The 25,431-nt window shown below is 63.7% G+C and carries 21 protein-coding genes; 15 read left to right on the top strand and 6 right to left on the bottom strand.

What is annotated here, in order from left to right; all coding sequences use genetic code 11:
- The first annotated feature begins 73 nt into the window (after positions 1-73).
- Positions 74-1,249 carry an acetyl-CoA C-acetyltransferase gene (locus LB523_RS22340; protein WP_224607035.1) on the top strand — a complete coding sequence of 392 codons (1,176 nt, stop codon included), beginning with the start codon at positions 74-76 and terminating at the stop codon, positions 1,247-1,249.
- Positions 1,250-1,676: 427 nt separating this feature from the next.
- On the opposite strand, the gene LB523_RS22335 is transcribed toward LB523_RS22340, so the two are convergent.
- From LB523_RS22335 to LB523_RS22315, 5 genes are all read right to left on the bottom strand, one after another.
- Positions 1,677-2,876: a mandelate racemase/muconate lactonizing enzyme family protein gene (locus LB523_RS22335; protein ID WP_224607032.1), complete on the bottom strand. Its 1,200-nt coding sequence runs from the start codon at positions 2,874-2,876 to the stop codon at positions 1,677-1,679.
- A 9-nt stretch (positions 2,877-2,885) separates the two neighbouring features.
- Positions 2,886-3,212 (bottom strand): NIPSNAP family protein, encoded by a 327-nt coding sequence (locus LB523_RS22330; protein WP_224607029.1) that lies wholly within the window; start codon positions 3,210-3,212, stop codon positions 2,886-2,888.
- Positions 3,213-3,314: 102 nt separating this feature from the next.
- Positions 3,315-4,673, bottom strand: a complete 1,359-nt coding sequence (locus LB523_RS22325) for a mandelate racemase/muconate lactonizing enzyme family protein (RefSeq protein ID WP_224607026.1) — start codon at positions 4,671-4,673, stop codon at positions 3,315-3,317.
- A 58-nt stretch (positions 4,674-4,731) separates the two neighbouring features.
- Positions 4,732-5,898, bottom strand: a complete 1,167-nt coding sequence (locus tag LB523_RS22320) for a mandelate racemase/muconate lactonizing enzyme family protein (RefSeq protein ID WP_224607024.1) — start codon at positions 5,896-5,898, stop codon at positions 4,732-4,734.
- A 48-nt stretch (positions 5,899-5,946) separates the two neighbouring features.
- A complete protein-coding gene (locus LB523_RS22315; protein WP_224607022.1) occupies positions 5,947-6,657 on the bottom strand; it encodes a GntR family transcriptional regulator in 711 nt (236 codons plus the stop codon).
- A gap of 220 nt (positions 6,658-6,877) precedes the next feature.
- On the opposite strand from LB523_RS22315, the gene LB523_RS22310 reads away from it, so the two are divergent.
- The 6 genes from LB523_RS22310 to LB523_RS22285 all read left to right on the top strand — a co-directional run bounded on the left by LB523_RS22310 (position 6,878) and on the right by LB523_RS22285 (position 13,348).
- Complete coding sequence (locus LB523_RS22310; RefSeq protein WP_140844144.1) at positions 6,878-8,359, top strand: ABC transporter substrate-binding protein; 1,482 nt, start codon at positions 6,878-6,880, stop codon at positions 8,357-8,359.
- A gap of 77 nt (positions 8,360-8,436) precedes the next feature.
- A complete protein-coding gene (locus LB523_RS22305; protein WP_224607020.1) occupies positions 8,437-9,396 on the top strand; it encodes a carbohydrate ABC transporter permease in 960 nt (319 codons plus the stop codon).
- On the top strand, positions 9,393-10,283 hold the full coding sequence (locus tag LB523_RS22300) for a carbohydrate ABC transporter permease (protein ID WP_140844140.1): 891 nt from the start codon (positions 9,393-9,395) through the stop codon (positions 10,281-10,283). The genes LB523_RS22305 and LB523_RS22300 overlap by 4 nt, the downstream gene beginning before the upstream one ends.
- A gap of 12 nt (positions 10,284-10,295) precedes the next feature.
- Positions 10,296-11,393, top strand: a complete 1,098-nt coding sequence (locus tag LB523_RS22295) for an ABC transporter ATP-binding protein (RefSeq protein WP_140844138.1) — start codon at positions 10,296-10,298, stop codon at positions 11,391-11,393.
- Between the two features lie 29 nt (positions 11,394-11,422).
- A complete protein-coding gene (locus tag LB523_RS22290; RefSeq protein ID WP_224607018.1) occupies positions 11,423-12,586 on the top strand; it encodes a mandelate racemase/muconate lactonizing enzyme family protein in 1,164 nt (387 codons plus the stop codon).
- 24 nt (positions 12,587-12,610) lie between these two features.
- The gene (locus tag LB523_RS22285; protein ID WP_224607016.1) at positions 12,611-13,348 is read left to right on the top strand and encodes a ribonuclease activity regulator RraA; all 738 of its coding nucleotides are present in this window, start codon (positions 12,611-12,613) and stop codon (positions 13,346-13,348) included.
- A gap of 83 nt (positions 13,349-13,431) precedes the next feature.
- Here LB523_RS22285 and tssH read toward each other — a convergent pair whose 3' ends face one another.
- The gene (tssH, locus tag LB523_RS22280) at positions 13,432-16,266 is read right to left on the bottom strand and encodes a type VI secretion system ATPase TssH (protein WP_224607013.1); all 2,835 of its coding nucleotides are present in this window, start codon (positions 16,264-16,266) and stop codon (positions 13,432-13,434) included.
- Positions 16,267-16,599: 333 nt separating this feature from the next.
- On the opposite strand from tssH, the gene tssA reads away from it, so the two are divergent.
- The 8 genes from tssA to tagH are packed head-to-tail and all read left to right on the top strand — an operon-like array spanning position 16,600 to position 25,428.
- Positions 16,600-17,772 (top strand): type VI secretion system protein TssA, encoded by a 1,173-nt coding sequence (tssA, locus tag LB523_RS22275; protein WP_224545034.1) that lies wholly within the window; start codon positions 16,600-16,602, stop codon positions 17,770-17,772.
- 6 nt (positions 17,773-17,778) lie between these two features.
- Positions 17,779-18,315, top strand: a complete 537-nt coding sequence (tssB, locus tag LB523_RS22270; protein ID WP_224607010.1) for a type VI secretion system contractile sheath small subunit — start codon at positions 17,779-17,781, stop codon at positions 18,313-18,315.
- A 3-nt stretch (positions 18,316-18,318) separates the two neighbouring features.
- Complete coding sequence (tssC, locus tag LB523_RS22265) at positions 18,319-19,824, top strand: type VI secretion system contractile sheath large subunit (RefSeq protein WP_042638543.1); 1,506 nt, start codon at positions 18,319-18,321, stop codon at positions 19,822-19,824.
- A gap of 45 nt (positions 19,825-19,869) precedes the next feature.
- Entirely contained in the window at positions 19,870-20,346 is a 477-nt protein-coding gene (locus LB523_RS22260; protein WP_095765810.1) for an Hcp family type VI secretion system effector, read from the top strand.
- Positions 20,333-21,085 carry a type VI secretion system baseplate subunit TssE gene (gene tssE / locus LB523_RS22255; protein WP_224607007.1) on the top strand — a complete coding sequence of 251 codons (753 nt, stop codon included), beginning with the start codon at positions 20,333-20,335 and terminating at the stop codon, positions 21,083-21,085. Before LB523_RS22260 ends, tssE begins: the two co-directional genes overlap by 14 nt.
- A gap of 1 nt (position 21,086) precedes the next feature.
- Positions 21,087-22,961 (top strand): type VI secretion system baseplate subunit TssF, encoded by a 1,875-nt coding sequence (tssF, locus tag LB523_RS22250; RefSeq protein WP_224607005.1) that lies wholly within the window; start codon positions 21,087-21,089, stop codon positions 22,959-22,961.
- The gene (gene tssG / locus LB523_RS22245) at positions 22,925-23,989 is read left to right on the top strand and encodes a type VI secretion system baseplate subunit TssG (protein ID WP_224607003.1); all 1,065 of its coding nucleotides are present in this window, start codon (positions 22,925-22,927) and stop codon (positions 23,987-23,989) included. Before tssF ends, tssG begins: the two co-directional genes overlap by 37 nt.
- Positions 23,989-25,428 carry a type VI secretion system-associated FHA domain protein TagH gene (gene tagH, locus LB523_RS22240; protein ID WP_224607001.1) on the top strand — a complete coding sequence of 480 codons (1,440 nt, stop codon included), beginning with the start codon at positions 23,989-23,991 and terminating at the stop codon, positions 25,426-25,428. Before tssG ends, tagH begins: the two co-directional genes overlap by 1 nt.
- Positions 25,429-25,431: the final 3 nt, after the last annotated feature.

The raw sequence follows: 25,431 nt of genomic DNA, 5'->3' as shown, positions 1-25,431 counted from the left end.
ATGATTATTGGTTATAACCAGAATGTCAAGCGGCGATCCCGCCTGTGTGGGTCGCGCGTGCGGAGGATCGGAAATGGATGCGGTTTATGTCGTTGCCGCCAAGCGCACGCCCATCGGCAAGCTGAACGGCGCGTTCGCCAGCCTGTCCGCGGCGGAGCTGGGCGGGCAGCTTATCCAGGCAATGCTTGCCGATACTCAGCTCGCGCCCGATGCCGTCAGCGAGGTGATCATGGGCCAGGTGCTGACCGGCGGCGCCGGGCAGAACCCGGCGCGGCAGGCCGCGCTCAAGGCTGGCCTTCCGGTCAGTATCCCCGCCATGACCGTCAACAAAGTGTGCGGCGCCGGCCAGAAGTCGATCCATCTCGCCGCCCAGGCCATTCGCTGCGGCGACGCCGATTGCGTGATCGCCGGCGGACAGGACTCGATGACCTCGGCACCGCACTTCATTTCCGATATGCGCGGCGGCATCCGCATGGGCGACCGTACCCTCAAGGATTCGATGATCACCGACGGGCTGTGGGATGCCTTCCATCAGGTGCATATGGGCGTAACGGCCGAGGCGCTGGCGCAGCGTTACCAGATCACCCGCGAGGAACAGGACAGGTTCGCGCTGCGCTCACAGGAGAAGGCGGACGCCGCCATCCAGACTGGCCGGTTCGACGAAGAGATCGTCCCGATCTCGATAAGGACAAGGCAGGGCGATCTCGTCATCGACCGTGACGAACATCCCAATCCCTCCACCACCATGGAAGTCCTCGGCCGGCTGAGGCCGGTCTTCGATGCGGCTGGCACGATCACGGCCGGCAACTCGTCAGGCCTCAACGACGGGGCGGCGGCGGTGCTGGTGATGTCGGAGGCGCGGATGAAGAAACTCGGCCTGACGCCCCTCGCCCGCATCGCCTCCTACGCTTCAGCCGGGGTCGAGCCTATGGACATGGGCCTCGGACCGGTGGCGGCCTCGCGCCGCGCGCTCGACAAGACCGGATGGCACGCGTCCGATCTCGACGTGATGGAGGTCAACGAAGCGTTCGCCGCGCAAGCCATCGCGGTCAACCGCGAGATGGGCTGGAACGAGGACATCATCAACATGAGCGGCGGCGCCATCGCGCTTGGCCATCCGCTGGCCGGCTCCGGCTGCCGCATCGTGGTGACGCTGCTCCACGAAATGATCCGCCGCGACGCGCGGAAGGGCCTCGCCTCGCTCTGCATCGGCGGCGGCCAGGGCGTGGCGATCTGCCTGGAGCGGTGAGCCTGAAACTCTGAGCAGTTAGTTGCCTGAGGGAATTGGGCAATGAGGCTTGGCCAGAATCTGGCGAACGACAGCTTTGGGTCAACGATAGAGCTCAAGACTACGGCCGACATTAGGCGCTAAGCAGACGTTCAAGACTTTGTCAGCAGGAGGTCACTTCGGTCAACTTGCGCCATGCGCTTGACAAAGTCGGACTGCCTTAATGGCGACCGGCAGCGGTCCAGCTGCGCCGAGTTGGGACCTGCGAGTAATATTCGGGAACCAAACCAATCCACAGAAATATTTTGTTGGTATTTTTTGTTGGTTAGCACTGCTTTTGCGCGAGTCTTAACCATTTGAAATGACAGCCAGATTTCTCTGACTTGGATTCCGCGTCTGGCACCATCCCCTCTTCTCCCGACATTCCCCTGCGCCGAAGCTTCTACGCTCAGTCGAAGAAACCCGCATCCTCTTCCCTGAGATATTTCCTGGCTGCCTCGGCGTCGATATCGAGCCCCAGTCCCGGCGCTTCGAGCAGGTCCACCATGCTGTCCTTCACGATCTGCGACGGCAGGCCGATGACGATGTCTTCCCACCAGGGATCGGAGGCGCTCGGATATTCGAAGGCGATGTAGTTGGCGGGCAAGGTGGCGCAGACATTGATCAACGCGCCAAGACCGAGCAGGCCGTTGGCGGTGCCGTGCGGCGCCATCAGGATGGAATGCATGTAGGCGTGCTCGGCCACCCATTTGAGCTCGGCGATGCCGCCTATATCGGCCGGATCCGGGCCGATGACGCGCACCGCCTGCGTCTCGATCAGCTCCTTGAAATTGTGCCGCAGATAGATCTGCTCGCCGGTATGGATCGGCGTCGAGGTGGAGGCGGTCAGCTCCCGATAAGCCTGCGGATTGACCCACGGCACATAATCGCCGGTCAGCATGTCCTCCAGCCACATCAAATTGTACTTCTCGACCGCGCGGGCGAATTTGATCGCATCGGGCAACATCCAGCCCGGGCCGCAGTCGAGCGCCAGGCTCACCTTATCGCCCAGCACTTCCTTCATCGCGATCACGCAGTCGAGCATGTGATTGAAACCGCGCTCGCTGATAACGCCCTGATCCATGGCGCCGTGATAGCCGGCCTTCTTCTGCGTCACGCCGTAATGGAAGCCCTCGATGGTGTCCTTCATATTGGAGTGGAACGAGATTCCCTGCTTGATCATGAAGAAGTTCTGCGGCTGCTCCATCATCCATTTGACGTCGGCAGCGTAGTCCTCCGGCCGGTCGCCGGTGCGCTTGCGGCGGATCGAGCCGTTGTAGACGCGCACCTTGTCGCGCACCTTGCCGCCAAGCAGCTTATAGACCGGAACGCCGGCGGCCTTGCCGGCAATGTCCCACAACGCATGCTCAATGGCGCTCACCGCCGCGCCATAGGGTTTGAAGGAGCCGCGCTGACGGATCTTCAGCATCGCCCGCTCGACGTCGGTCGGGTCCTCGCCGATCAGCGCTTCGCGGAAATGCAGCACAAAGGGTTTGAGGTAGGTCTTGGTGAACTCGACTTCGCCAAGGCCGTAGAGGCCTTCGTCGGTCACGATGCGCACGATAGGGTGCTGGCCGATGACGGCGCAACGCAGGTCGGTGATCTTCATGGCGCAGTCCTAGTTCACAGACGAGAAAGCTGTCGGCGTGAGCAGTTGGCTGCTGATATTGGCAATGATCTGCCCGTCGCGCTCAGACTCGTCCCGGGCCCTGTGCCATGCCGGATCGGTGACGAAAGCCGCCCATTTCGCCTCACGCTCGGCCACCGATTCCCATGCTAGGAAATAGGTGAGGCGATTGCTGTTTTCGCCGATCGCCGTGGTGAAAAAACCGGCCTGGCGGATGCCATGCCTCTCCCGGATGGCCAGCGTTTGATCGGAAAAGCGCTTGAGCAATGCCGGCAGCCTGCCCGGCAGGCAATCATAGATACGCAGTTCGTAGATCATGGTTTCGTCCGTTTCCTTCTTCACCTCTCCCTTGGGAGAGGTCGACACGAATGGTCGGTCGTTGGCCCTGTGAACCTGGGGGAATGAGGGCGGGCGGTCTGGCTAACTCCAGGTCCGGTCCCAGCTATATTCATTGTCCCAATGCTCGGTGGATTGCCATATCCCCGTGACACCGGGCTGCAGATGCTGCGCGATCACTTCGTCGACGACGTCGTCGATCCCCAGGCCCGGTCTGTCCGGAACGGTGATGAAGCCGTCCTTCACCAGCGGTTTGGGCAGGCCGGTGACGATATCGTCCCACCAGTCCACATCGGCGGAATGATATTCGAGCGCCATGAAGTTTTCGGTCGCAGTCGCGACATGCGCCGCGGCCATCGCGGCGATCGGGCTTTCGGCCATGTGGATCGCCATGGCGACGCCGTGGTCCTGCGCCATGTCGCCGATCTTCTTGGTCTCGAGGATACCGCCGCTGGTGAGCAGGTCCGGATGGACGACGGAAAGGCCACCGCTCGCGAGCAGGGGTTCGAAACCCTCCTTGAGGTAGATGTCCTCGCCGGTGCAGATCGGCACCGAGGTCGCTTGCTGCAGCTGCCGGTATTGATCGGTGTACTGCCAGGGAATGACGTCCTCGAGCCAGGCTGGGACATATTTCTCGATGCGGCGCGACAGGCGTATGCCGTCCTGCAATGAGATGTGGCCGACATGGTCGATGGCCAAAGGGATCTCGTAGCCGATGACCTCGCGAACCTCGTGAATGTACCGCTCGAGAAGGTCGATGCCCTTCTCGGTGAAATGCAGACCGGTGAACGGGTGCCGCACGTTCTGCGCGTCATAGGCGAGATTGCGGGCCTTGCGCTCCTCGATCGTGCCGCCGCGGCCGCGCGGATTGGCGTGAAACCCTTCGAGCGCGCCGGCGGGCGATGTCACAGCACCCGGAATGTGGGCGATCTGCATCAAGCCGAGATCCATCTTGAGGAAGGTGAACCCGCGGTCCATGCGTTCCTTGAGGCGTTTACCGGTCTCGGTGCCGCTCGGTTTCTCGGCGTCGGTATCGCAATAGACGCGCACGTGATCGCGGAACTTGCCGCCCAGCATCTGGTAGATCGGCACGCTATAGGCCTTGCCGGCGAGATCCCAGAGCGCGATCTCGACCGCCGACACGCCGCCACCCTGCCGCCCGTGCCCGCCGAACTGCTTGATGCGGCGGAATAGCCGGTCGACATCGCAGGGATTCTCGCCGAGCAGCCGGCTCTTCAGCATCAGCGCATAAGTGGCGCTGGCGCCGTCGCGCACCTCGCCAAGCCCGACGATGCCCTGGTTGGTGTAGATCTTGAGCAGCGCCGAGGTGAACGGCGCGCCGACGATCTCGGCCACCCGCATGTCGGTGATGCGAAGCTCGGACGGTCTGGAATTGGTGTTGACCCGATTGAGAGCCTCGTCGGCTGCATCCGTCTTCGGCATGACTTATCCTCGTTCTCGTCGATGGTTATGCCCCTCGCCTGGCTCGCACAGGTCGTTGCTAGCCCAACTCGATCTCGTGGGCCTGCAGGTAGTCGCGATTCATCTCAACACCGAGACCGGGCTTCGACGTCAGCTTGAGGCTGCCGTTCGAAACATCGAGCGGCTTGTCGATGAGGTGGTCGTATTTGGAGAGGTCCCACTCCGAGGTTTCGAGCTTATAGAAGTTGGGAACGGTCATCATCACCTGCGCTCCCGCGACCACGTTGATCGGTCCGGCAGCGTCATGCGGCGAGACGGGCACGTAATAGGCTTCGCACAGGGCGGAAATCTTCTTGAGCTCGGTGACGCCGCCGGTCCAGGTGACGTCCGGCATGATGTAGTCGGCGAGCTTGCCCTCGAGCACCGGCACGAAATCCCACTTCGTGTGGCCGCGCTCGCCCCACGAGATGGCGGCGCTGACCTTGTCGCGCACCTGTTTGAGGGCATTGAGGCTCTCGGGCGGACAGGGCTCCTCGAACCAGTCGATCTGGCCCGCCTCTTCGAGGCTGCAGCAGAGGCGAATGGCGGTCGGAACATCGAAGCGGCCATGCGCATCGATGAGGATGTCGACATCGGAGCCTGCCGTTTCGCGGATCAGGGCCGTCAGTTCGGCGGCCTCGCGCTCGTCCTTGCGGGTCATGCTGCCGTCGAGATAACCGTCCCGCCTTTCGCGGGCCACGCCATCGACGCTGGGGCCCTGATGGGGAAAAGGATCGAATTTGAGGCCGGTGTGACCGGACTCCACGATGTCGCGAATTTCGCGGATCACGGCTTCCTTGCTGGTGAATTTGGCCTGGTTGGGATGGGTGTAGAGCGCGATTTCATCGCGCACTGGCCCGCCCAGCAGCTCATAGATCGGCTTGCCGAGGACTTTGCCGCGGATATCCCAGAGAGCTATGTCGATGGCGCTGACGCATTCGACGGCGGCGCCGCGGCTGCCCATATAGGTGAAGCTGCGGAAAATCTTGTGCCAGAGATATTCGATACGGGCCGGGTCCTCGCCCGTCACTGCGATGCCGATCTGCCGCAGGATCGTGCAGAGAGCCCGGTTGGCGAGCTTTGTCGTGGTGGTGATCTCTCCCCAGCCACTCACCCCCTTGTCGGTCGTCACTTCGACGAACAGGAACTCTCCCCAGTAAGACGCATCGGACTTGATCAGCCATGGCCGAATGCTCGTGATTTTCATCTGGACTATCCTCTCTGAAACGGCCAGGCTGATGGTGTTGCGGATCGGCTACCCTGCCCGGGCGGCGCTACGCGCACGCATGTGTTCGAGGACATGCCGGCCGGAGCCCTCGACATGGCGGGCAATGAGTTCGGCCGCCTTCTCGGCCTCTCCCGATTTTACCAGCGCGATGAGCTCGCGGTGCTCGCGGATGATCGCGGCGCGTCTGGCAAGCGTGAAATTGAACCGCCGGCTGACCGCCCTCAGCACCTCGCGATGCTTCCACCAGAGCTCGGCCGCATGGCGGTTATAATGCCGCTGGTACATCACGGTGTGGAAGGCGGTATCGAGCTCGCTGTGCCTGAACGTGTCGGCAAAATTGTTCTCCTCGATCAGGTTCTGGAGACGTTCGAGCTCGGCGATGTCCTCGTCGGTGGCCATGTTCACAAACCATCGCGTCAAGGCGGGTTCGATCAGGACGCCGATCTCGTAGATATCCCGGACAAAGTCCTGATCTATGGGTCGCACGCGTGCCCCGCGATTGGGGCTGAAGATGACAAAGCCCTCTCCGCGCAATAATTGCAGGGCCTCGCGGACCGGGTTGGTCGAGGTGCCGTGACGCCGGGCGAGATCGGCGACCACAAGCCGTTCGTTGGCGGCTAGCCGTCCTTCGATGATGTCATCCCTGATCAGTTCATAAAGCGAGGCGCCCTCGCTGGAAGCCCCGATGGGGTCTATTCCCGCAGGTGGCTCCGCTTTGAAATCGCTTGTCTTGGCCAAGGCCCATCTCCCCCAAGTGAATACACCCTCCGCCCTATATCACGCTCGGTTTCGATAAAACAATGTACGATTCTTCGCGTTGACAGATAATCTGTGATCTGAAAACGTACAAAGTCGTCGAAGGGATACATTAGAACTGGCAAAATATCCCGCGATCGAACGAGCAACGACCGCTTGCCTCGACGCAGAGCGGCACGGGAGAGAAACCTGGAGGATACCTATGACGAGGATTACGCTCGGCGGTGCCGTCCTGCGCGGCACTGTCTCCACTGCGTTAATGGCATCGTTGATGGCCGCGCCGGCGCTGGGCGCGCCGCCGGTCGACCTGAGCAAGTGGTCGCCGGAATATGTGCGCTCCATTGCGGGCACGCAGGATTTTGACACTGCGGGCGATTGCGCCAAGGTCACCCCGCTCGACTACAAGGGCCGACTGACCTTCTGGTACCAGGGCGTGTTCGAGGGCGACCCGGACCTTTTGCGCCAGTACTACAAGGATTTCTTCGCAACCTTCCGCAAGACCTATCCGAACATCCAGCTCGAGGAACAAGCCCTCACCTACAACGACCTTCTCGACAAGTTCCGCACGGCGCTGCTCGGCAACGCGGCGCCAATGGCGGTCCGCCTGCAAATCCTGGGCGGCACCGAATTCGCCTCGAAGGGCTATCTGCAGCCGCTCAAGCCAGAGGATGTGGGGTATTCGACCGAGGACTTCTGGCCCGGCGCCATGAAGGCCGTCACCTGGGACGGCGTGACCTACGGAATTCCGACCAACAACGAGACGATGGCTTTCATCTGGAACGCCGACATTTTCAAGCGCGCGGGCCTCGATCCGAACAAGCCCCCGGCAACCTGGGACGACGTCGTCAAATATTCCAAGCAAATCCACGACAAGCTCGGCATTGCCGGCTACGGCCTGGTGGCGCGCAAGAATGCCGGCAACACGCCTTATCGCTTCATGCCGCAGTTGTGGGCCTATGGCGGCGGCGTCTTCGACGAGGCTACCCCCAACCCAACCTACAAGCAGATCGAGCTCGACAGCCCGCAGAGCAAGGCGGCGCTGCAGGCCTCCTACGACATGTATGTCCGCGACAAATCGGTTCCGGTCTCGGCGCTCACCAACCAGCAAGCCGACAACCAGCCCCTGTTTCTCGCAGGCCAGCTCGGCATGATGATCTCGCATCCGTCCGACTACAACGTCATGCTCGATCTGCAGAAGAAGGCGACGGGCACCGACAAGGACAAGGCACAGACCGTCATCGACAACATGCGCTATGGCCTCATTCCGACCGGCCCCGACGGCAAGCGCGCCGTCGTGTTCGGCGGCTCGAACATCCACATCCTGAAGCCCGAATATGTCGAGGGGGGCAAGGTGGACGAGCCGGCCGCAAAGGCCATCATCTGCATGTGGACGAGCCCGGAATGGTCGCTGAAGATGGCCTATGCCGGCTCGAACCCGGGCAACCTCAACGGCTTCAAGACCAAATGGATGAAGGAACGTCTGGACAATATCAAGTTCCTCGACGTCACGACCTCGATGCTGCCATACGGCATCCCGTTCCCGGCGCTGCCGCAGTCGCCCGAAATCATGAACATCATCATCCCGGACATGCTGCAGAATGCCCTGACCGGAGCGATGACCGTCGATCAGGCGGCGGAGGACGCGGCCAAGAAGGTGAAAGACCTGATGGGAGGCGGGCTCTAATCCGGGCCTGACCGACTATCGGATCGGCTGCGCCGTGAGCGCAGCCGATCCTTCCCCAAGAACAAGGGCGCGCTACAGTGACGATCGCGACCGGCAAGGCCGAGGCTCGCCGCAGATTGCAACCCGCCGGGTCCGGCGTGCTCCGCAGTGTCTGGGAGCATCGCGCCGACTACGCGTATGTGCTTCCCGCGATCGCCGTAATGCTCATCGTCATCGCCTATCCGATCTACTACACAATCGAGCTGTCCTTCTTCAACACCCCGCCCGGCCTGCAGCTCCGCGACAAGATCTTCGTCGGCATCAACAACTACACGGCCATCCTCACAAGCGAGGTGTTCTGGAAGGTCACGTGGAACACGCTTATCTGGACAGCGGCCTCCACTTTCATTTCCTTCGTCCTTGGCTTTTGCGCCGCGCTGGCGCTCCACCGCGACTTTGTCGGCCGCGGTATCCTGCGCGCCATCCTGATCATTCCCTGGGTCATCAGCGCGGTCGCCGCTTCCTATATCTGGAAGTGGATCTACCATTCGGATTTCGGGGTCATCGGCGCGGTTCTGGTTGGCCTCGGATTGGCCGGAGGGCCGCCGAATTTCATCGACAATGTCAGCACGGTGCTGCCTTCCCTGATCGTCGTCAATATCTGGCGCGAGTTTCCGTTTGCCATGATCATGATGATGGCCGGCCTGCAGACGGTTCCCGACCAGTTGCTGCGCGCCGCGACCGTCGACGGGGCCAATGCGTGGCAGCGCTTCTGGCACGTCACCTTCCCGCATTTGAGAAACGTCTCGACGGTGACGATCCTGCTGCTCGCGGTAGCTAACTTCAACTCCTTCATCATCCCATGGATCATGACCGGCGGCGGGCCGTCCAATGCGTCGCATATCTGGATCACCCACATTTATGAGCTTGCCTTCGGCCGGCAGCGCTGGGGCGTGGCGTCGGCCTATTCGGTGCTGCTGTTCTTCATCCTGATGACACTCGGCTATTTCTATGTCCGTGCGCTGAGCGGCAACGAGCGGAAGGACGGGGGAGCATGAGCACGATTGCCGAGACGGCCCCTCGAGACCGGGCCCGTCGCCGCATGCGAATCGACGGGTGGCGGTGGGGCGGCCGCATATTCCTGGTGTTCATGCTGCTTTACACCGCGCTGCCGATGATCTGGATGCTGCTGACCTCGATCAAGTCCGGCTTCGCGGCGATGCAATTTCCGCCGCAATGGTGGCCGGACCAGCCCACCCTTGCCAGCTACCAGAAGCTACTCGATCCGCAGAACAGCGTCGGTCAGGATTTCCTGCGCTTCTTCTGGAACAGCCTTTACGTTTCCACTGCCACGACCATCCTTTCGGTGATCGTGGCGGTTCCCGCGGCTTACGCGTTTTCGCGCTTTACCTTCCCGGGCCGGAACTTCCTGTTCTTCGCAGTGCTGCTCCGAAACATGTTCCCGGCGGTGATCTTTCTCGTGCCGCTGTTCATCCTGATGCGTGCGCTCGGGCTGGTGAACACGCATGGTTCGCTCATCCTCACCTATCTGACCTTCGGCTTGCCGCTGGCGATCTGGCTGCTCAAGGGCTTTTACGACAACATCCCGGTGCAGCTCGAGCAGGCGGCACGCATCGACGGCGCTACACGGTTCCAGGCCTTCATCCTGATCGTGATGCCGCTCTCGACGCCGGGGATCATCGCCACCGCGATCTATTCCTTCATCGGCGCCTGGAACGAGTACATCTACGCCTACACCTTCCTCTCCAAGAACGAGCAGTTGACCCTGCCGGTCGGCATCCAGCGCTTCTTCTCGGAAAATACGACGGACTTTCCGGGCCTGATGGCGGCAAGCTTCATGATGAGCGTGCCCGTCGTCGTGCTGTTTCTCGTCCTGCAACGATACTTCGTACGCGCCCTGACGGAAGGCGCGGTCAAGCACTAGGAGTCGCTGCCGATGGCCCACGTGGTCCTCAAAGATCTCGTCAAGACCTATGGCGGCTTCAAAGCTGTCAACGACGTCTCGCTGACGGTCAATGACGGCGAGTTCGTCGCTCTCGTCGGCCCTTCAGGCTGCGGCAAGACAACCACGCTCAATCTCGTGGCGGGTCTGACCTCGGTAACATCGGGCGATATCATCATCGGCGACCGCGTGGTCAACCACCTAGATCCCAAGGACCGGGACATCGCGATGGTGTTCCAGAACTATGCGCTCTACCCGCAGAAATCGGTCTACAAGAACCTGGCCTTCCCGCTGCAGATGCGCAGGCTGCCCAAGGACGAGATCGACAAGAAGGTCAGGGAAGCGGCGCGCGTGCTCGATATGACGCAGTTGCTCGAGCGCAAGCCGCGCGAACTTTCAGGTGGTCAGCAGCAGCGCGTGGCCCTGGGCCGCGCCCTCGTTCGAGATCCGGCGGTGTTCCTGATGGACGAGCCGCTCTCCAATCTCGATGCGAAGCTGCGCGTGCAGATGCGGTCCGAGATCAAGCGGTTCCACCAGGACCTGAAGGCGACGATCATCTATGTGACGCACGACCAGCTGGAGGCCGTCACCATGGCGGACAGGATGGCGGTGATGAACGGCGGCTACCTGCAGCAATATGATTCGCCGGCGCAGGTTTTCGCGCATCCCGTGAACATGTTCGTCGCGAGCTTCGTGGGCAGTCCGGCGATGAGCCTTATTCCGCTCGAGGCATCGACGGCGAACGGCGGCACGGTGTTGACCAGCGCGGAGGGCTGGAGCCTTGAGCTGTCGCCGCCCAATGCGCGGAAGGTCGCGACAGCAACGACCCGGAAAGTCGTGCTCGGCGCGCGACATTCGACGATCAAGTTGCACAAGAGTTCTGTCCCCGGCACCATTCCGGCCAAGGCCTATACGGTGGAACCGACCGGAGACGTGACATTCGTTCAGGCCTTCCTGTCCGGCGCCATCGTCAATGTCAGCGTGCCGCCGAGCATTGCCGTCGCGCCCGACGAGCGGATCTGGCTCGAGTTCGACCAGGAGCGGATGCATCTGTTCGACAGTGAAACCGAAATGGCCCTCAGGGCCGATTGACGCGGCGAACGCGTGTGGACGTGGCGCGAATGACGACGAAACTTAAGATCACCGCGATCAAGCCCTACCCAGTGTGGGTAGGAACGCGCAACCAGATGCTTGTCAAGGTCGAGACCGACCAGGACATCTTCGGCTGGGGCGAGAGCGGCTTGAGCGGCCGCGAGAAGGCCGTGGCCGGCGCCGTCGAGCATTATCGCGAGTTCCTCGTTGGCCGCGACGCCATGCAGATCGGCCGGATCTGGCAGGAGCTTTATCGCAGCCAGTATTTCGAAGGCGGGCGGGTTCTGCAGGCGGCGATTTCCGCCATCGACATCGCCCTTCACGACATCAAGGGCAAGACTCTGGGAGTGCCGGTCTACGACCTGCTCGGCGGCAAGCAGCGCGACCGCATCCCCACCTTCGCGTCGACCGGAGACGAGGCCGAGGGCGATGCTGCCATCGAACGCGCCCATGAGTTGCGCGCGCAGGGATGGCAGGCCATCCGCTTCTTTCCCTCCGGCCAGAACAGCAAGGACATCTTCGAGCCGCGCGAGTCAATCGGCGCTACGGCGAGCATGCTGAACAAGGCGCGTGAGGCGCTGGGCGAGGATGTGGTGCTCGGCATCGACTACCATCATCGGCTGTCGGTGGCGGAGGCGGCGAGCTTCTGCAACAAGCTCGGCCGCGGCGTGCTCGATTTCCTCGAGGAGCCGATACGCGACGAGACGCCAGAGGCCTACGAGTCCCTGCGCAGGATGACCGACATCCCCTTTGCCATCGGCGAGGAATTTGCCAGCAAGTGGCAGTTCCTGCCCTACATCGAGCGCGGCATTCATCAGTTCAACCGGCTCGATGTCTGCAATGTCGGCGGGCTCACCGAGGCGATGAAGGTCGCCGGCTGGAGCGAGGCGCATTATGTGGACCTGATGCCGCACAATCCGCTCGGTCCGGTGTGCACCGCCGCGACCGTGCATCTGGCCGCCGCCGTGCCCAACTTCGCCTGGCTCGAAACCAGGGCGCCCGAAAGGAAGCTGGGCTTCGACAGTTCCGACTTCTTCCCCGTGCAGCCGCGGCTCGACGGGACCGATTACCCGGTGAGCGATCTGCCGGGGCTTGGCGTCGAGGTCAACGAGGAGGCGATCAAGGCGCAGAGTTTCCGCTTCTGGGAAGCGCCGCATCTCAAACGCCGCGACGGTTCTGTCACCAACTGGTAGTTCCAACTCATCCGGAGTTCGACAATGACGCATATTCCCGACATCACGCGTCCGCCCAAGGACCTGATCGATGCGCTGAAAGAGATCGGCGCCGCGACCGTTGCCGGCACGCTCGGCCACATGGGCTTCCGCAGTCCGCACATGGTCGGCCCGGTGGCGCAGAACCATGGGAAGTCGATCGTCGGGCCGGCGCTGACGCTGCAATTCCTGCCGCAACGGCCGGACCTATTCGACGAAGGAGAATATACCGATCCGGAAACGCAACTGCACCGGCATGTGCTCTATCATGCGCAGGAGGGCGACGTGGTCGTGGTCGACGCCCGCGGCGACATGAGCTCGGGCGTCTTCGGCGATATGATGTCCACCTATTTCAAGGGCCGAGGCGGCGCCGGCATCGTCATCGACGGATGCATGCGCGACCGGCCCAATGTCGAAAAGCTCGATCTGCCGCTATGGCTGCGCGGCTGGACGCCAAACTATCATGTGCAGACCAGGATCTATCCCAATGCGGTCAACGTCCCGATTGCTTGCGGCGGCGTGACGGTGATACCCGGCGACATCATCGTCGCCGACGATGACGGCGCGGTGGTGGTTCCCGTCGCAATGGCCGCCAAGGTCATCGAGGAGGCTCAGAAACACCACGATTGGGAAGAGTTTTCACGCGAGAAGCTGATGCAGGGCGCTCCGTTGCAACGCTATTATCCGCTGCACGACGATGCCCGCGCAGAGTATGAGGAGTGGCGCAGGACAAGACGCCTTTGAGTTGGCAAGCAGGCTCCCAGCCCGGCGGCGCAAGGCATCGACCATCCGGTCGCGCAAAGGCGGCTTCCCCTTGCTATGAAGGCCTATTCGAACGCGTAGGTAAATCCTTCCGGCGACGCGCCGACGATGACTTTCGCCATCTTCTTGCCCTCGAGCGAGCGGTTGAGGACGCCGCGGCTGAGCTCCGGCAGCAGCGTGTTGGTGAGGATGGCGTCGATCATGCGGCCGCCGGATTCGATCTCCGTGCAGCGCGCCTTGACCAGGTCCATGACGCCGTCGCCGATCACCAGCTCGGCATCGTTGGTATCCTTGAGGCGCTTGGCGATCTTGCCGAACTGGTGACGGGCGATCGCCTCGATCATGGAATCCGACAACGGGTAATAGGGTATCGTGACGACGCGGCCTAGGAAGGCGGCCGGGAAGACCTTCAGCAGCGGGGCGCGCAGCGCGTTATCGAGATCGTCGATGCCGGTCCGCACCGTGCCGTTCTTCGTGCGATCCATGATAACGTCGGATCCGACATTCGAGGTGAGCAGGATCAGCGTGTTCTTGAAGTCGATGCGGCGGCCTTCGCTGTCGTCCATCATGCCCTTGTCGAAGACCTGGAAGAAGATCTCGTGCACGTCGGGATGCGCCTTCTCGACCTCGTCGAGCAGGATCACCGAATAGGGTTTCCTGCGCACCGCCTCGGTCAGGATGCCGCCCTTGCCGTAGCCGACATAGCCGGGCGGCGCGCCCTTGAGCGTAGAGACCGTATGCGCTTCCTGGAACTCCGACATGTTGATCGAGATCAGGTTCTGCTCGCCGCCATAGAGCGTCTCGGCAAGCGCCAGCGCGGTCTCGGTCTTGCCGACGCCGGAGGGGCCGCAAAGCAGGAAGACGCCGACCGGTTTTTCCGGCGCGCCGAGGCCGGCGCGGCTGGTCTGCACGCGCCTGGCGATCATCTCCATCGCGTGATCCTGGCCGACGACGCGCTCGGACAGGGTCGCGGCGAGCCTGAGCGCCTTTTCGGTCTGGCTGGACAGCATGCGTCCGGTCGGGATGCCGGTCCAATCCTGCACCACGGCGGCGACCGCATTGCGGTCGACCGAGGGCAGGATGAGCGGTGTCTCGCCTTGCGCCGCGGCAAGATCGGCCATCAGCTCGCGCAATCGCGCGAGATTGGCAGCGGCTTCGTCTGCCGGCTCGGCGGACACCGCTTCGGCCTTCGCAGCCTTGGCGTTCGTGGCCTCGGCATTCCTGGTCTCGGCAGGCTTGCCGTCGCCAGTCTTGCTCTCGCCGATCTTGCTCTCGGGCGCCGTTTGCTCAGGCGCCTTTGCCGCGCCCTCCGCGCTCTCGGCCTCCGCAGTGACCTCATCGTCCGCCGCATCGAGCGGCACGCCCTCGCCGCGCAATTTTGCGCGCAGGTCGAGTATTTCGGCCACCAAGGCCTTTTCCCGGTCCCAGCGCGCCTGGGCCGCGGCCAAAGCGGTCTCGGTTTCCGCCAGTCCGGCGTCGACACGGGCCTGCCGGTCGGCGACGTCGATGCCGATCGCGGCTTCGCGGCCAATGATGCCGCTCTCGACCTCGAGTGCCTGGCGGCGGCGCAGGATGTCCTCGACCTCGGCCGGCGTCGCATGCTGCGAGACCGCGACGCGGGCGCAGGCGGTGTCGAGCAGGCTGACCGCCTTGTCCGGCAATTGCCTGGCCGGGATGTAGCGGTGCGAGAGCGAGACCGCGGCCTCGATCGCCTCGTCCAGGATCTGCACCTTGTGGTGCTGCTCCAGCACGCCGGCAACGCCGCGCAACATCAGCACGGCCACCGCTTCCGAGGGCTCATCGATCTTGACCACCTGGAAACGGCGGGTGAGCGCCGGGTCCTTCTCGATATGCTGCTTGTACTCGGCCCAGGTCGTGGCCGCGATGGTGCGAAGCTCGCCGCGCGCCAATGCCGGTTTCAGGAGATTGGCGGCATCGCCGGTCCCGGCCGCGCCGCCGGCGCCGATCAGCGTATGCGCCTCGTCGATGAACAGGATGATCGGCACCTCTGAGGCCTGGACTTCGTCGATGACCGCCTTCAGCCGCTTCTCGAACTCGCCCTTGACGCTGGCGCCGGCCTGCATCAGCCCGACATCGAGCATGCGCACGCTGACATTCTGCAGCGTCGGCGGCACGTCGCCCTGGGCGATCCGCAGCGCAAAACCCTCGACCACCGCCGTCTTGCCGACGCCCGCCTCGCCGGTCAGGATCGGGTTGTTTTGCCGACGGCGCATGAGGATATCGACGATCTGCCTTATTTCCGGATCGCGGCCGACGACAGGGTCGATCTTGCCGTCGCGGGCGCGCTGGGTGAGGTCGGTGGCGTATTTCGCCAGCGCCGAATCCCCGCCCGGACGGCGCTTCATCGGCGTCTCGGCAGCGTGCTCGGCGGGCGGTGAGCCGGCCTCCAGCGAGCCTTCGGTGACATCGGCGAAGCGGGAGATGACCCCATCGGCGTCGATCTTGTCGAATTCGGCGCTGATCTTGGAGACCAGGCCCTCCAGCACCGGCGTCTTCAGGCAGGCAAGCAGGATATGGGCGCTGCGCACTTCCTCGACGCCGAACTCCAGCGTCGCAAGGTTCCATCCTTCCTGGATGGCGTGGAAGATGTGGTCGGAGAATTCCTCCACCGAGGTGGCGCCGTAGGGCAGCTTGTCGATGGCTCGGGTCATGTCGGCCGTCAGCCGGCTGGCATCCAGTCCGGCGTCGGCGATGATCATCTGCACATCCGAGCGCTCTGACAGCACCAGTTGCTGGATGAAATGGACAAGCTCGACATAAGGATTGCCGCGCAGCTTGGCCGTGTCGGCCGCGGCCTTGAAGGCGCGCACCCCGGTGGCGTTCAGCTTGGCGACCAGTTCCTTACGCTTGAAGCTCTGCGATGACCGGCGCTGTTCCATCGAACCTGCTCCCGCAACCTGCCGACCGTACCCTGCCATATAAGCGGCTGCTTGACAAAGCCGCACGGCGGATAAGGTTTTTTGACTCTATCCGGGCGGCACCGCCCGGTTACACAAGCCTTGCAAACTCGTGGCCAACAAACACGATTGCTGCCTGGGCTATGCGAGCCATTTCACATACCGGGTCCGGCAATCGCGCAATGGGTTTCGCCGAAGAGAACGGTCGCGTTTAGCTTCCGTTAGTTTTTGCGCAGGTGCTCAATTGTCGTCGCGCGAAGCCGGTGATAACGTTACGTTACATAGGGGTCTCAGGGCCGCTGGCTGGGGGTTGGTGTGATTGATCTCGCACTCTGGCTGAATCCTCTGAACGGTGAGAATCCGTCGGGAGAGGACTTGCGCAACGACCCGGCCTTTCATGAGCTGGAGCGCCTGGCCGAGCCTCAGCTCAAAGTTGTCCATGACGGTAACAGCAAGCCCACCTCGCAACCCAGTCCTGTCGACTGGGCGGCGGTGCTCGAAAAGGCCGAAGAGTTGCGCGCCCGCGGCCGGGACCTGCGCCTGCTTGTCATCGTCGCGCGGGCCTTGGCCAACGAGGAAGGGCTGGCCGGCCTCGCCCAGGGCCTGACGCTGATTGCGCGAACCTTTGAGCAGTATTGGGACACCATGCACCCGTCGCTGCGGACAGGCGCGCCGCGCGATGCTGCCTTGCGGCGCATCAACGCGCTGCTCGATCTGCAGAACGGCCAGGAAGGCTTGCTGGCGAACCTCAGGCAGATGGCCTTCTTCTCCCCGCGCGCGATCGGACCGATCAGCGGCCGGGACCTCGAACAGGCTGCGCTCGACGAACGCGTCATGCTCCAGGAAGCGGCCTCTGGCCTTGGGGCCGCCGAAAAGGCGGCGCTGACGAGCGCCCACAATCAGCTGTTGAACCGCGTGCGCACCGGATGCGCGGCGCAAATCGATCAAGCAGCGGATGTGATGACCTCGCTGCTCGCCGACGCGCGAGCCGCGATCGCTGCCCTCGACGCGGTGGACGCCGCGCTCAACGCCCGCATCGACGGCCATGGCGCCACTGTCCCGGAATTGAAGAAGTTCCTGCAGCGTTTGCTGACGACGCTGGAGCGGAATTCCGGTGCCGGCGCCACGGCGAATGGTGCCGCGAAGGCCGCTCCGCAGGCGGCGGCGGAACCAGCAATGCCCGCCCGCAACGGTCATGGAGCCGAGACGATGGCAAGTGTGGCAAGCGCCGTGGAAGCGAGCACCGGTCTGCCGGACCGCATCAACTCGCGCGACGAGGTCGTCAAATGCCTCGACCTCGTGGTCGCCTTCTACGACCGCACCGAACCGTCCAGCCCCATTCCGCATCTCGCGCGGCGCGTGCGCCGGATGGTGCACATGGATTTCGTGGAACTGATGGAAGATCTCGCCCCGTCGGGGCTGAAGGAGTTCCGGCTGCTTGCCGGCGTTCCCGATCCCAAGAAGCCGGCCCAGAAGGATGAAAGGTAGAAAAGCATGCCAGCAGAGAGCAAAGCGAAGGTCATCGAAAGAAACCGCGCGCCGCGCGTGCAGATCGCCTACGACGTCGAAACCTACGGCAGCCCTACGACGATCGAACTGCCGTTCGTCATGGCCGTGATGGCCGATCTTGCCGGCGCGTCGCAGACCAAGGAAGCGTCGAAGTCGGTGCTTGACCGCAACTTCGTCGAAACCGACGCCAACCGCTTCCCCAAGTTCATGGAAGCGATGGGGCCACGCGTGAAGGCGCGGGTGAAGAACACGCTGCCGCAGGCCGAGGGCCAGGAGCGTGAGGAAGAGCTCATGGTCGATCTCACCTTCTCCAAGATGGGTGACTTCGCGCCGGACAAGATCGCCGAGCAGGTCCCGCAACTGGCCGAGATCCTGAAGATGCGCCGTCAGCTCGAGGAGCTGCTGGGCTTCATGGACGGCCGCGTCGACGCCGAAAAGCGCATCGCGCAGCTTTTGAACAACGAGCCGCTGCTGAGCAAGATCGCCAGCCAGGCGATGGATGACGGCAAGAGCGAGGAGTAAGTCATGGCCGAACAGCAAAAGACCGCAGCCGCCACCGCCGAGGCGGAAGCCATCGATCTCGGCGAATTCAGCGGACTCCTTGAAAAGGATTTCAAGGTCAAGAAGGACGACAGCGAGAAGCTGCAGCAACTGGTGCGCAACCTGGCTTTGGCCGCACAGTCGCGCTCCGAGACCACAACCATCTCTTCCAATGCGATCAAGTCGATCAAGTCGCTGATCGCCGGCATCGACAAGATGCTGACGACGCAGGTCAACGAGATCCTGCATGCGCCGGAAGTGCGCGAGATGGAAGGCACGTGGCGCGGCCTCTGGTACCTGATCAACAACACCGAGACCGACACCAAGCTGAAGATCCGGGTGATGAACATCTCCAAGGAGCAGCTGGCCGACACGCTGGAAGACTATGAAGGCCAGATGTGGGACCAGAGCCCGATCTTCAAGAAGGTCTACACGGACGAGTATTCGATGCTGGGCGGCGAGCCGATCGGCTGCATCATCGGCGCCTACGAGTTCTCCAACCATCCGCGCGACGTCGGCCTGCTGCGCAACATTTCCGGCGTCTGCGCCTCGGCGCACACGCCGTTCATCGCGGCCGCCTCGCCGCGGCTGTTCCGCATGGACAGCTGGCAGGAACTGCCGAACCCGCAGGACTTGCAGATGATCGTCAACAACCCGGCCTATGCCTCGTGGCAGTCGCTGCGCGAAAGCGAGGACGCCCGCTATATCGGGCTCACCATGCCGCGCGTGCTGGCGCGCTTGCCCTACGGCTCGGAAACCGTTCCGGTGAAGGGCTTCACCTTCGAGGAGGAAGTGGGCGGCGACCACAACAAATATGTCTGGATGAACGCCGCCTTCCCGATGGGAGTCAATATCAACCGCAGCCACAAGCTCTATGGCTGGGGCACGCAGATCCGCGGCGTCGAAAACGGCGGCACGGTGCTCAACCTGCCGGTGCACGCCTTTCCGACCGACGACGGGTCGATCGCGATGAAATGCCCGACCGAGGTTGCCATCGACGACCGGCGCGAGGCGGAGCTGGCGAAGCTCGGCCTGATGCCGATCCTGCACCGCAAGAATACCGACCTGGCGGCCTTCATCGGCGCCCATTCGCTGCAGGACGACGAGACGCGCGCCGGACGTCTGGTTGACCCGGACGCGCAAGCGAACGAACGGCTGAGCGCCAACCTGCCCTACCTCTTCCCGGTCTCGCGCTTCGCGCACTACCTGAAGGCGATTGCGCGCGACAAGATCGGCTCGTTCAAGGAACGCACCGACATGGAGATCTGGTTGACCGAATGGATCAACCGGTATGTGCTGGCCAATCCAGCCTTTGCCGATGACAAGGCGCGCGCCAAGCGCCCGCTCGCCGCGGCCGAGGTCCAGGTCGACAGCGTCGAGGGCCGGCCCGGTTACTACAATGCCCGTTTCTACCTGCGTCCGCACTACCAGCTGGAAGGCATCAACGCCTCGCTCCGGCTGGTATCGGAACTGCCGTCGGTGAAGGGCTGAAATCGTTAAGCAAAGTCATCTTGTTTGTAGCGGTGGAGAAAGACAATGCCAGAGAGAACCGATGCGCCTTCGACGAAGATCGACGGCTTCCTGAAAGTCCCGGACATCAAAGGCCCGAGCAAGCGCGACGGCCATGAAGACGAAATCGAGATCCATGGCGTCGACTATAAGATGATCGCGCCCTACGACCCGAATTCGCTCTCGCGGCGCGGCCGCGTGTCGATGGGTATGATCAAATTCATCAAGCACTACGACAAGTCGTCGCCCTATCTGAAGAAGGCACTGTTCGAGAACAAGGCGCTCGACGAGGTGGTGTTCTCGGCACGCCGCACCATCGACGGCGAGACCAGCGACTATCTGGTGGTGACGCTCACCGACGCCTCGATCATGGAATACGACATGCGGCAGGCGCACGACGAGCCAGACCTGATCGAGGAAGAGGTCAGCTTCGCCTACAAGAAGATCAAGTTCGTCTACGACAAGGACGACGAGATCGAAATGGACGTCTATGTCGGCAAGTGAGGCCAAGCGGCCGGCCGCGAAGGCGCAGCTCGCCGGCAGCTCTCGGGCAAAGCGCGAGGCGGTCCAGCCCTCCCTCTGGGACCGCCTTGTCAACGATTTGCCCGGGCTGACGTCGGAGATCGATGGGCTGCGCCGCCTGCTGGATGAAGAACTCGGCGCCGAGCGCGTCGAGGCTCTTCTTGTCGGCAGCGCCCGCCTCATCGATGCCGATGCGGAATTGACGCCCGAGCAGAAACGGCGACTGCACAGGCTGGTCTTCCAGACCGAGCACCGCACCGAGATCGAAAGCCGCGGCGTGGTGGTGTCGGCGCGCGTGCTCAGGGAAGCGGTCCGGCGCGATATCGAGGCCCTGTTCAACACAGAGCGTTTCGAGTCCGTCCCGATGCTTTCCGACGCCGAGCATGAACAGCCCTTGGACGAATTGCCGCCGCTTGCCGATTTTCCGGAGGTGCGGCGCAGCGTCGTCAATTACGGCGTGCCGTCCTTTTCGGGCCGTTCGTCGCGGGATTTCGACCGCGATACTTTAGCGCGCGAAATCCGTGCGGTGCTCGCCACTTTTGAGCCGCGCCTCAAGGAAAGCGCTACGACCGTCAACGTCACGCTTGGCGACAAGACCGTCGGTCTCAAGATCGAGATCGACGCCGTGCTGATCATGACGCCGACGCCGGAACGCATGCGGCTGCGCACCACGATCAATCTCGACAACGGCCTGGCGCGAACCGAATTCCGGGAGACCTGAGATGGATCGGGTCTTCGTGGAGTATTACGAAGAGGAACTGACCCATATCCGCGCGCTGGCCGCGGAATTCGCCGACATGCATCCGGCGGTGGCCCGCAACCTTTCCCTCGATACCGTCCCCTGCCCCGATCCCTATGTCGAACGGCTGCTCGACGGCGTGGCCTTTCTTGCCGCGCGCACGCGGCTGAAGGTCGACGCCGAGCGCTCGCGCTTCTCGCGCGCCGTGCTCGACGTGCTCTATCCCGACCTTGTGACGCCGGCGCCGGCGACGGCGATGGCCGTGCTGAAACCTGGACAGCAGGTGCAATCGATGATCGCCGGCCATGCCGTGGCGCGCGGCACGCGGCTGGTTTCCGGCCTGCATCCTGGGCTCTCGACGCGCTCAACCTTCACCACCGCGCAAGAGGTGACGCTGTGGCCGATCGCGATCAATTCGGTCAGCTATTTCCAGGACCGCAGCGCACTCGCCGCCGCCGGCATCGCGCCTGTCGGCGGCGTTCGCGGCGAAGCGGCGTTCCGCATCGCGCTTACCCGGACCGGAAAGGGCAAGCTCAGCGAATTGTCGCTCGACCGCCTCGATCTCTATTTCGCCGGGCGCGCCAAGGCGCCGCTCATATTCGACGCGATCTTCGGCGCCTGTTCGGCCGTCGGCGGGCGGGCGGAAGGCAAGACCAATCCGCTCACCGCGCTGCCCGAGCCAGAAATGGTCGGGATCCACGACGATGAAGCGCTGATGCCGCGCACGCGGCCGACCTTCGAGGGATACCGGCTGCTGCGCGAATATTTCATGATCCCCGAACGCTTCCACTATGTGCGCGTCGCCGGCCTGCAGCCGGTGGTGCGCAAGTGCGATGGGGGAATGGAGATCATCTTCCTGTTCCGGCGTCCGGTGCCGGAACTCGCCGATGTGACGGTGGCCGATTTCGAGCTGTTCGCGACGCCGATCATCAATCTCTTCGAACGCGAGTGCAACGTCATCGAGATCGATCCGCGCCGGACGCGCCAGGTGCTGCACGCCGACCGCACCCGGGCGCGCGACTTCGAGATCTTCCGGGTCACCCGGGTGGAAGATGCGGACGCCGAAGGCAGCGAGGCGACAATCCCTGAACTGTTCAGCCTGGGGCAGAACCGCGGCAGCGGCTGGGTCTATTCGACCGAGCGGCGCCCGCGGCGGGCCACGGAGGACGAGCGACGCGAAGGTCTGACCCGCACCTCCTACACCGGCGACGACGTCTTCCTCGCCATCTCGCGCCCGGCCGGCAGCCCGTCCAACCGGCCGCTCAAGCGGCTCGACGTAATGGCGCTCTGCACCAACCGCGACCTGCCGATCCTGGACGATACGCCGTCGCTGACGCTGGAGACCGCCGACCCGGTGGAAGCGGTACGCCTGCTCGGCGCGCTGCGGCCGCCGCAGCCGGCGATCCCGGCGGCGCTGCCGGCCGGCGCCGAAGGCGAATCCCGCGCCGACAATCTCGCCTGGCGGCTGGTGGCGCAGCTCTCGCTCAATTTCCTGAGCCTCGCCAAAGAAGGCCGCGGCGTCGATCCGCTGCATGCCTTGCTCGACCTCTATGCCGATCGTGGTGATCCGAGCCTTGCCCGCAACGTGCATTCGATCACCCGGATCGATTCGCGGCCGGTGATCGAGCGGCTCAAGATCGACGGGCCGATGTGTTTCGGACGCGGCACCGAGGTGACCCTGCATGTCGATCAGTCGGTTCTGGCGGGCCAGAGCACGCTGCTGCTTTCGGCCCTGCTGGCGCGGCTGTTTGCCCGCCATGCCGGGATAAACGGTTTTGTGCGGACGCGTACGCGGCTGCTGCAGAAGCAGGAGGACGTGCCATGGCCGATGACGCCCGGCAATCGCTACCTGATCTAGCGCAGCCGGCCCCAGCCGAGGCCGAGGCGCTGTCGGAGAGCTTCGACTTCTTCGAGCTGCTGCGCCGCCTGGAGCAGCGGCGCGGACTGTTCGGGCATTCCGGAACCGCGGACCGTGAGCCGGCAAGGCTCGGCCAACATGTGCGCCTGAGCTTCTCGGCCAGGGACGTGATCAAATTCCAGGACGCTACGGACAAGGCTCCGGCGCGGGTGACGATCGCCAATCTCGGCCTGCTCGGGCCGGAAGGGCCGATGCCGCTGCATCTGACGCGCTGGGTGCTCGACCGGCTGTCGCAGCGCTGGTTCAGCGGCGCCGACGCCGAGCAGACCAGCGACACGACCTTCGTCGACTTCGTCAACATCCTGCAGCATCGCATGATCGCGCTCTACTACCGCGCATGGGCCGATGCGCATCCGGCGGTGCAGGTCGAACGTTCGGTCGGCGGGCGCGTGCGCGCCATGCTGGAGGCCATGGCCGGCATCGGCCTTCCCGGCACGCAGGACCCCGAGCTCGATGCGGTGCGGCTGCGCCAGGCCGGGTCGCTGGCCAACCAGGTCGACGGCGCGGAGCGGCTGACGCTTTTTCTCGCCACCGCCTTCAAGGTGCCGGTTGAAATCAAGGAATTCGTCGCCGCCTGGATCACCATTCCCACGGCGCTGCAGAGCCGCGTCGGCAAGGCCTATGCGGCGCTCGGCGGCGGGGCAACGATCGGCCCGCGCGTCTTCAGCCGGCAGAGCCGGATCGAATTGCGCGTCGGCCCGCTGAGCCTCGACGACTTCAAATCGTTCCTGCCCGGAGAACGGCGCCTTGCCCTGTTCAAGAAGGCGGTGCGCGACATGATCGGCGAAGCGCTCGACGTCGATCTCAGGATCGTGCTCGCGCGCGACGCCGTGCCTTCGCCGAAGATGGGAACCATCCAGCTCGGCCGTACCTCCTGGCTTTCGCGCCCTGCCGAAAAGGGCGATGCCGACGATTTCAGGCTGCGCACCATCGTCGGCTGGCGGCCGGACATGGCGGAGGCAGCCTGATGAGCCTGCTGCTGACCCTGGAACAAGGCCCGCGCTCGCAGGTGGTCAGGCAGGCCCGGCTGGACGAGGGCGAGCTGGTGATCGGCCGCAGCGCCGATGCCGGCTGGCAGATCGACGATCCGGACATGTTCGTCTCACGCGCGCACTGCAAGATCAGCGGCGGCCGCGACGGCTATTACGTCACCGACACGTCGAGCAGCGGATTGTTCATCGACGATTCCGACAGCCCGCTCGGCACCGGCAGGTCGACGCGCCTGCAAAGCGGCATGCGGCTGCGCATGGGCGACTATGTGCTCCATGTCGAGGTGCAGCCCAGCGCCGGCCACACCTCGATCAGCCAGGCGCCGATCGCCAACGCCGAGCCGGCATGGTCGCCGCAATCGCGGACGCCGGCCAGCATCGGCGGCGACGACTTTTTCTCGGCCAAGGTCGAGGAAGAGCCGCTGCGGCCGCGCCCGGCCGGGCTGCCCGATCCGTTCGAGCAGCCTGTGCCCGGAGCTTACGATCGCAGTTCCAACCAGCGCAGCTCGCCCGCCTTCGACGACCCGTTCAGCCTCGATCCGGTGGCGACGCCGGCCTCGAACGACGAGCCCGCCGTCGGCAGGTCGGATCCGTTCGGCTTCGGCGACATGCCGTTGCGCAGCGATATGCCCGAACCCGCGGCGAAACCGTCCGGCTTCGACGATTTCGGCTTCGGGCCAGCCGCGACGCCCGCTTCCGGCAACAGTGCCGATTCAGCTGGCCGCGTCGAAAAGGCCGCCGAGAAGCCGCAGGCCGCCCGCCCATGGGAGATGCCGGTGCGGGCCGAACCCGCTGCGCCGCCGCGTCCCGCTCCCAAACCGTCACGTCCGATGCAACCGGCGCCCAGCGACATGGCGTTGCGCGCGGCGTTCCTGCGCGGCATGGGCGTCGAGGAGGCCGATTTCCCCGGGCGCGATCCGATCGCCGAAATGGAGAAATTCGGGCGCGAGTACCGGCTGATGCTCGATGGGCTGATGCAGCTCCTGCGCAAGCGCGCCGAGGAGAAGGGCAGCGCGCGCGTCGCCCAGACCATGGTCGGCGCCTCCGAGGTCAACCCGCTCAAATTCCTGCCGACGGTCGAGGATGTCATCGTCACCATCATCGCGGAACGCAGTCCCGGCTTTCTCTCCGGCGAGGCGGCGATCGGCGACGCGGTGAAGGACCTCGCGCAGCATCACGTGCGCGCCTGGCGCGGTGTGCAGGCGGCGCTGCGGCGCATGATCGACCGCTTCGATCCGGCCGCGATCGAGGAAGAGCTAAAGTCAAATTCCGCGATCGGCAATCTGCTCGCCGGCGGGCGCAACGCCAAGCTGTGGGAGCTCTACCAGAAACGCCATCGCGACATCGCCCAGAGCGCGGAATCGAGCTTCCTGGGCGAGATCGGCGCAGATTTCAGGGACGCATATGAAGAGGAGTAGGGA

It is taken from the genome of Mesorhizobium sp. ESP-6-4, assembly GCF_020164735.1.
Taxonomy (GTDB): Bacteria; Pseudomonadota; Alphaproteobacteria; order Rhizobiales; family Rhizobiaceae; genus Mesorhizobium.
The sequence above is the reverse complement of the archived record's forward strand: the minus strand, read 5'-3'. Positions and strand labels throughout refer to the sequence as shown.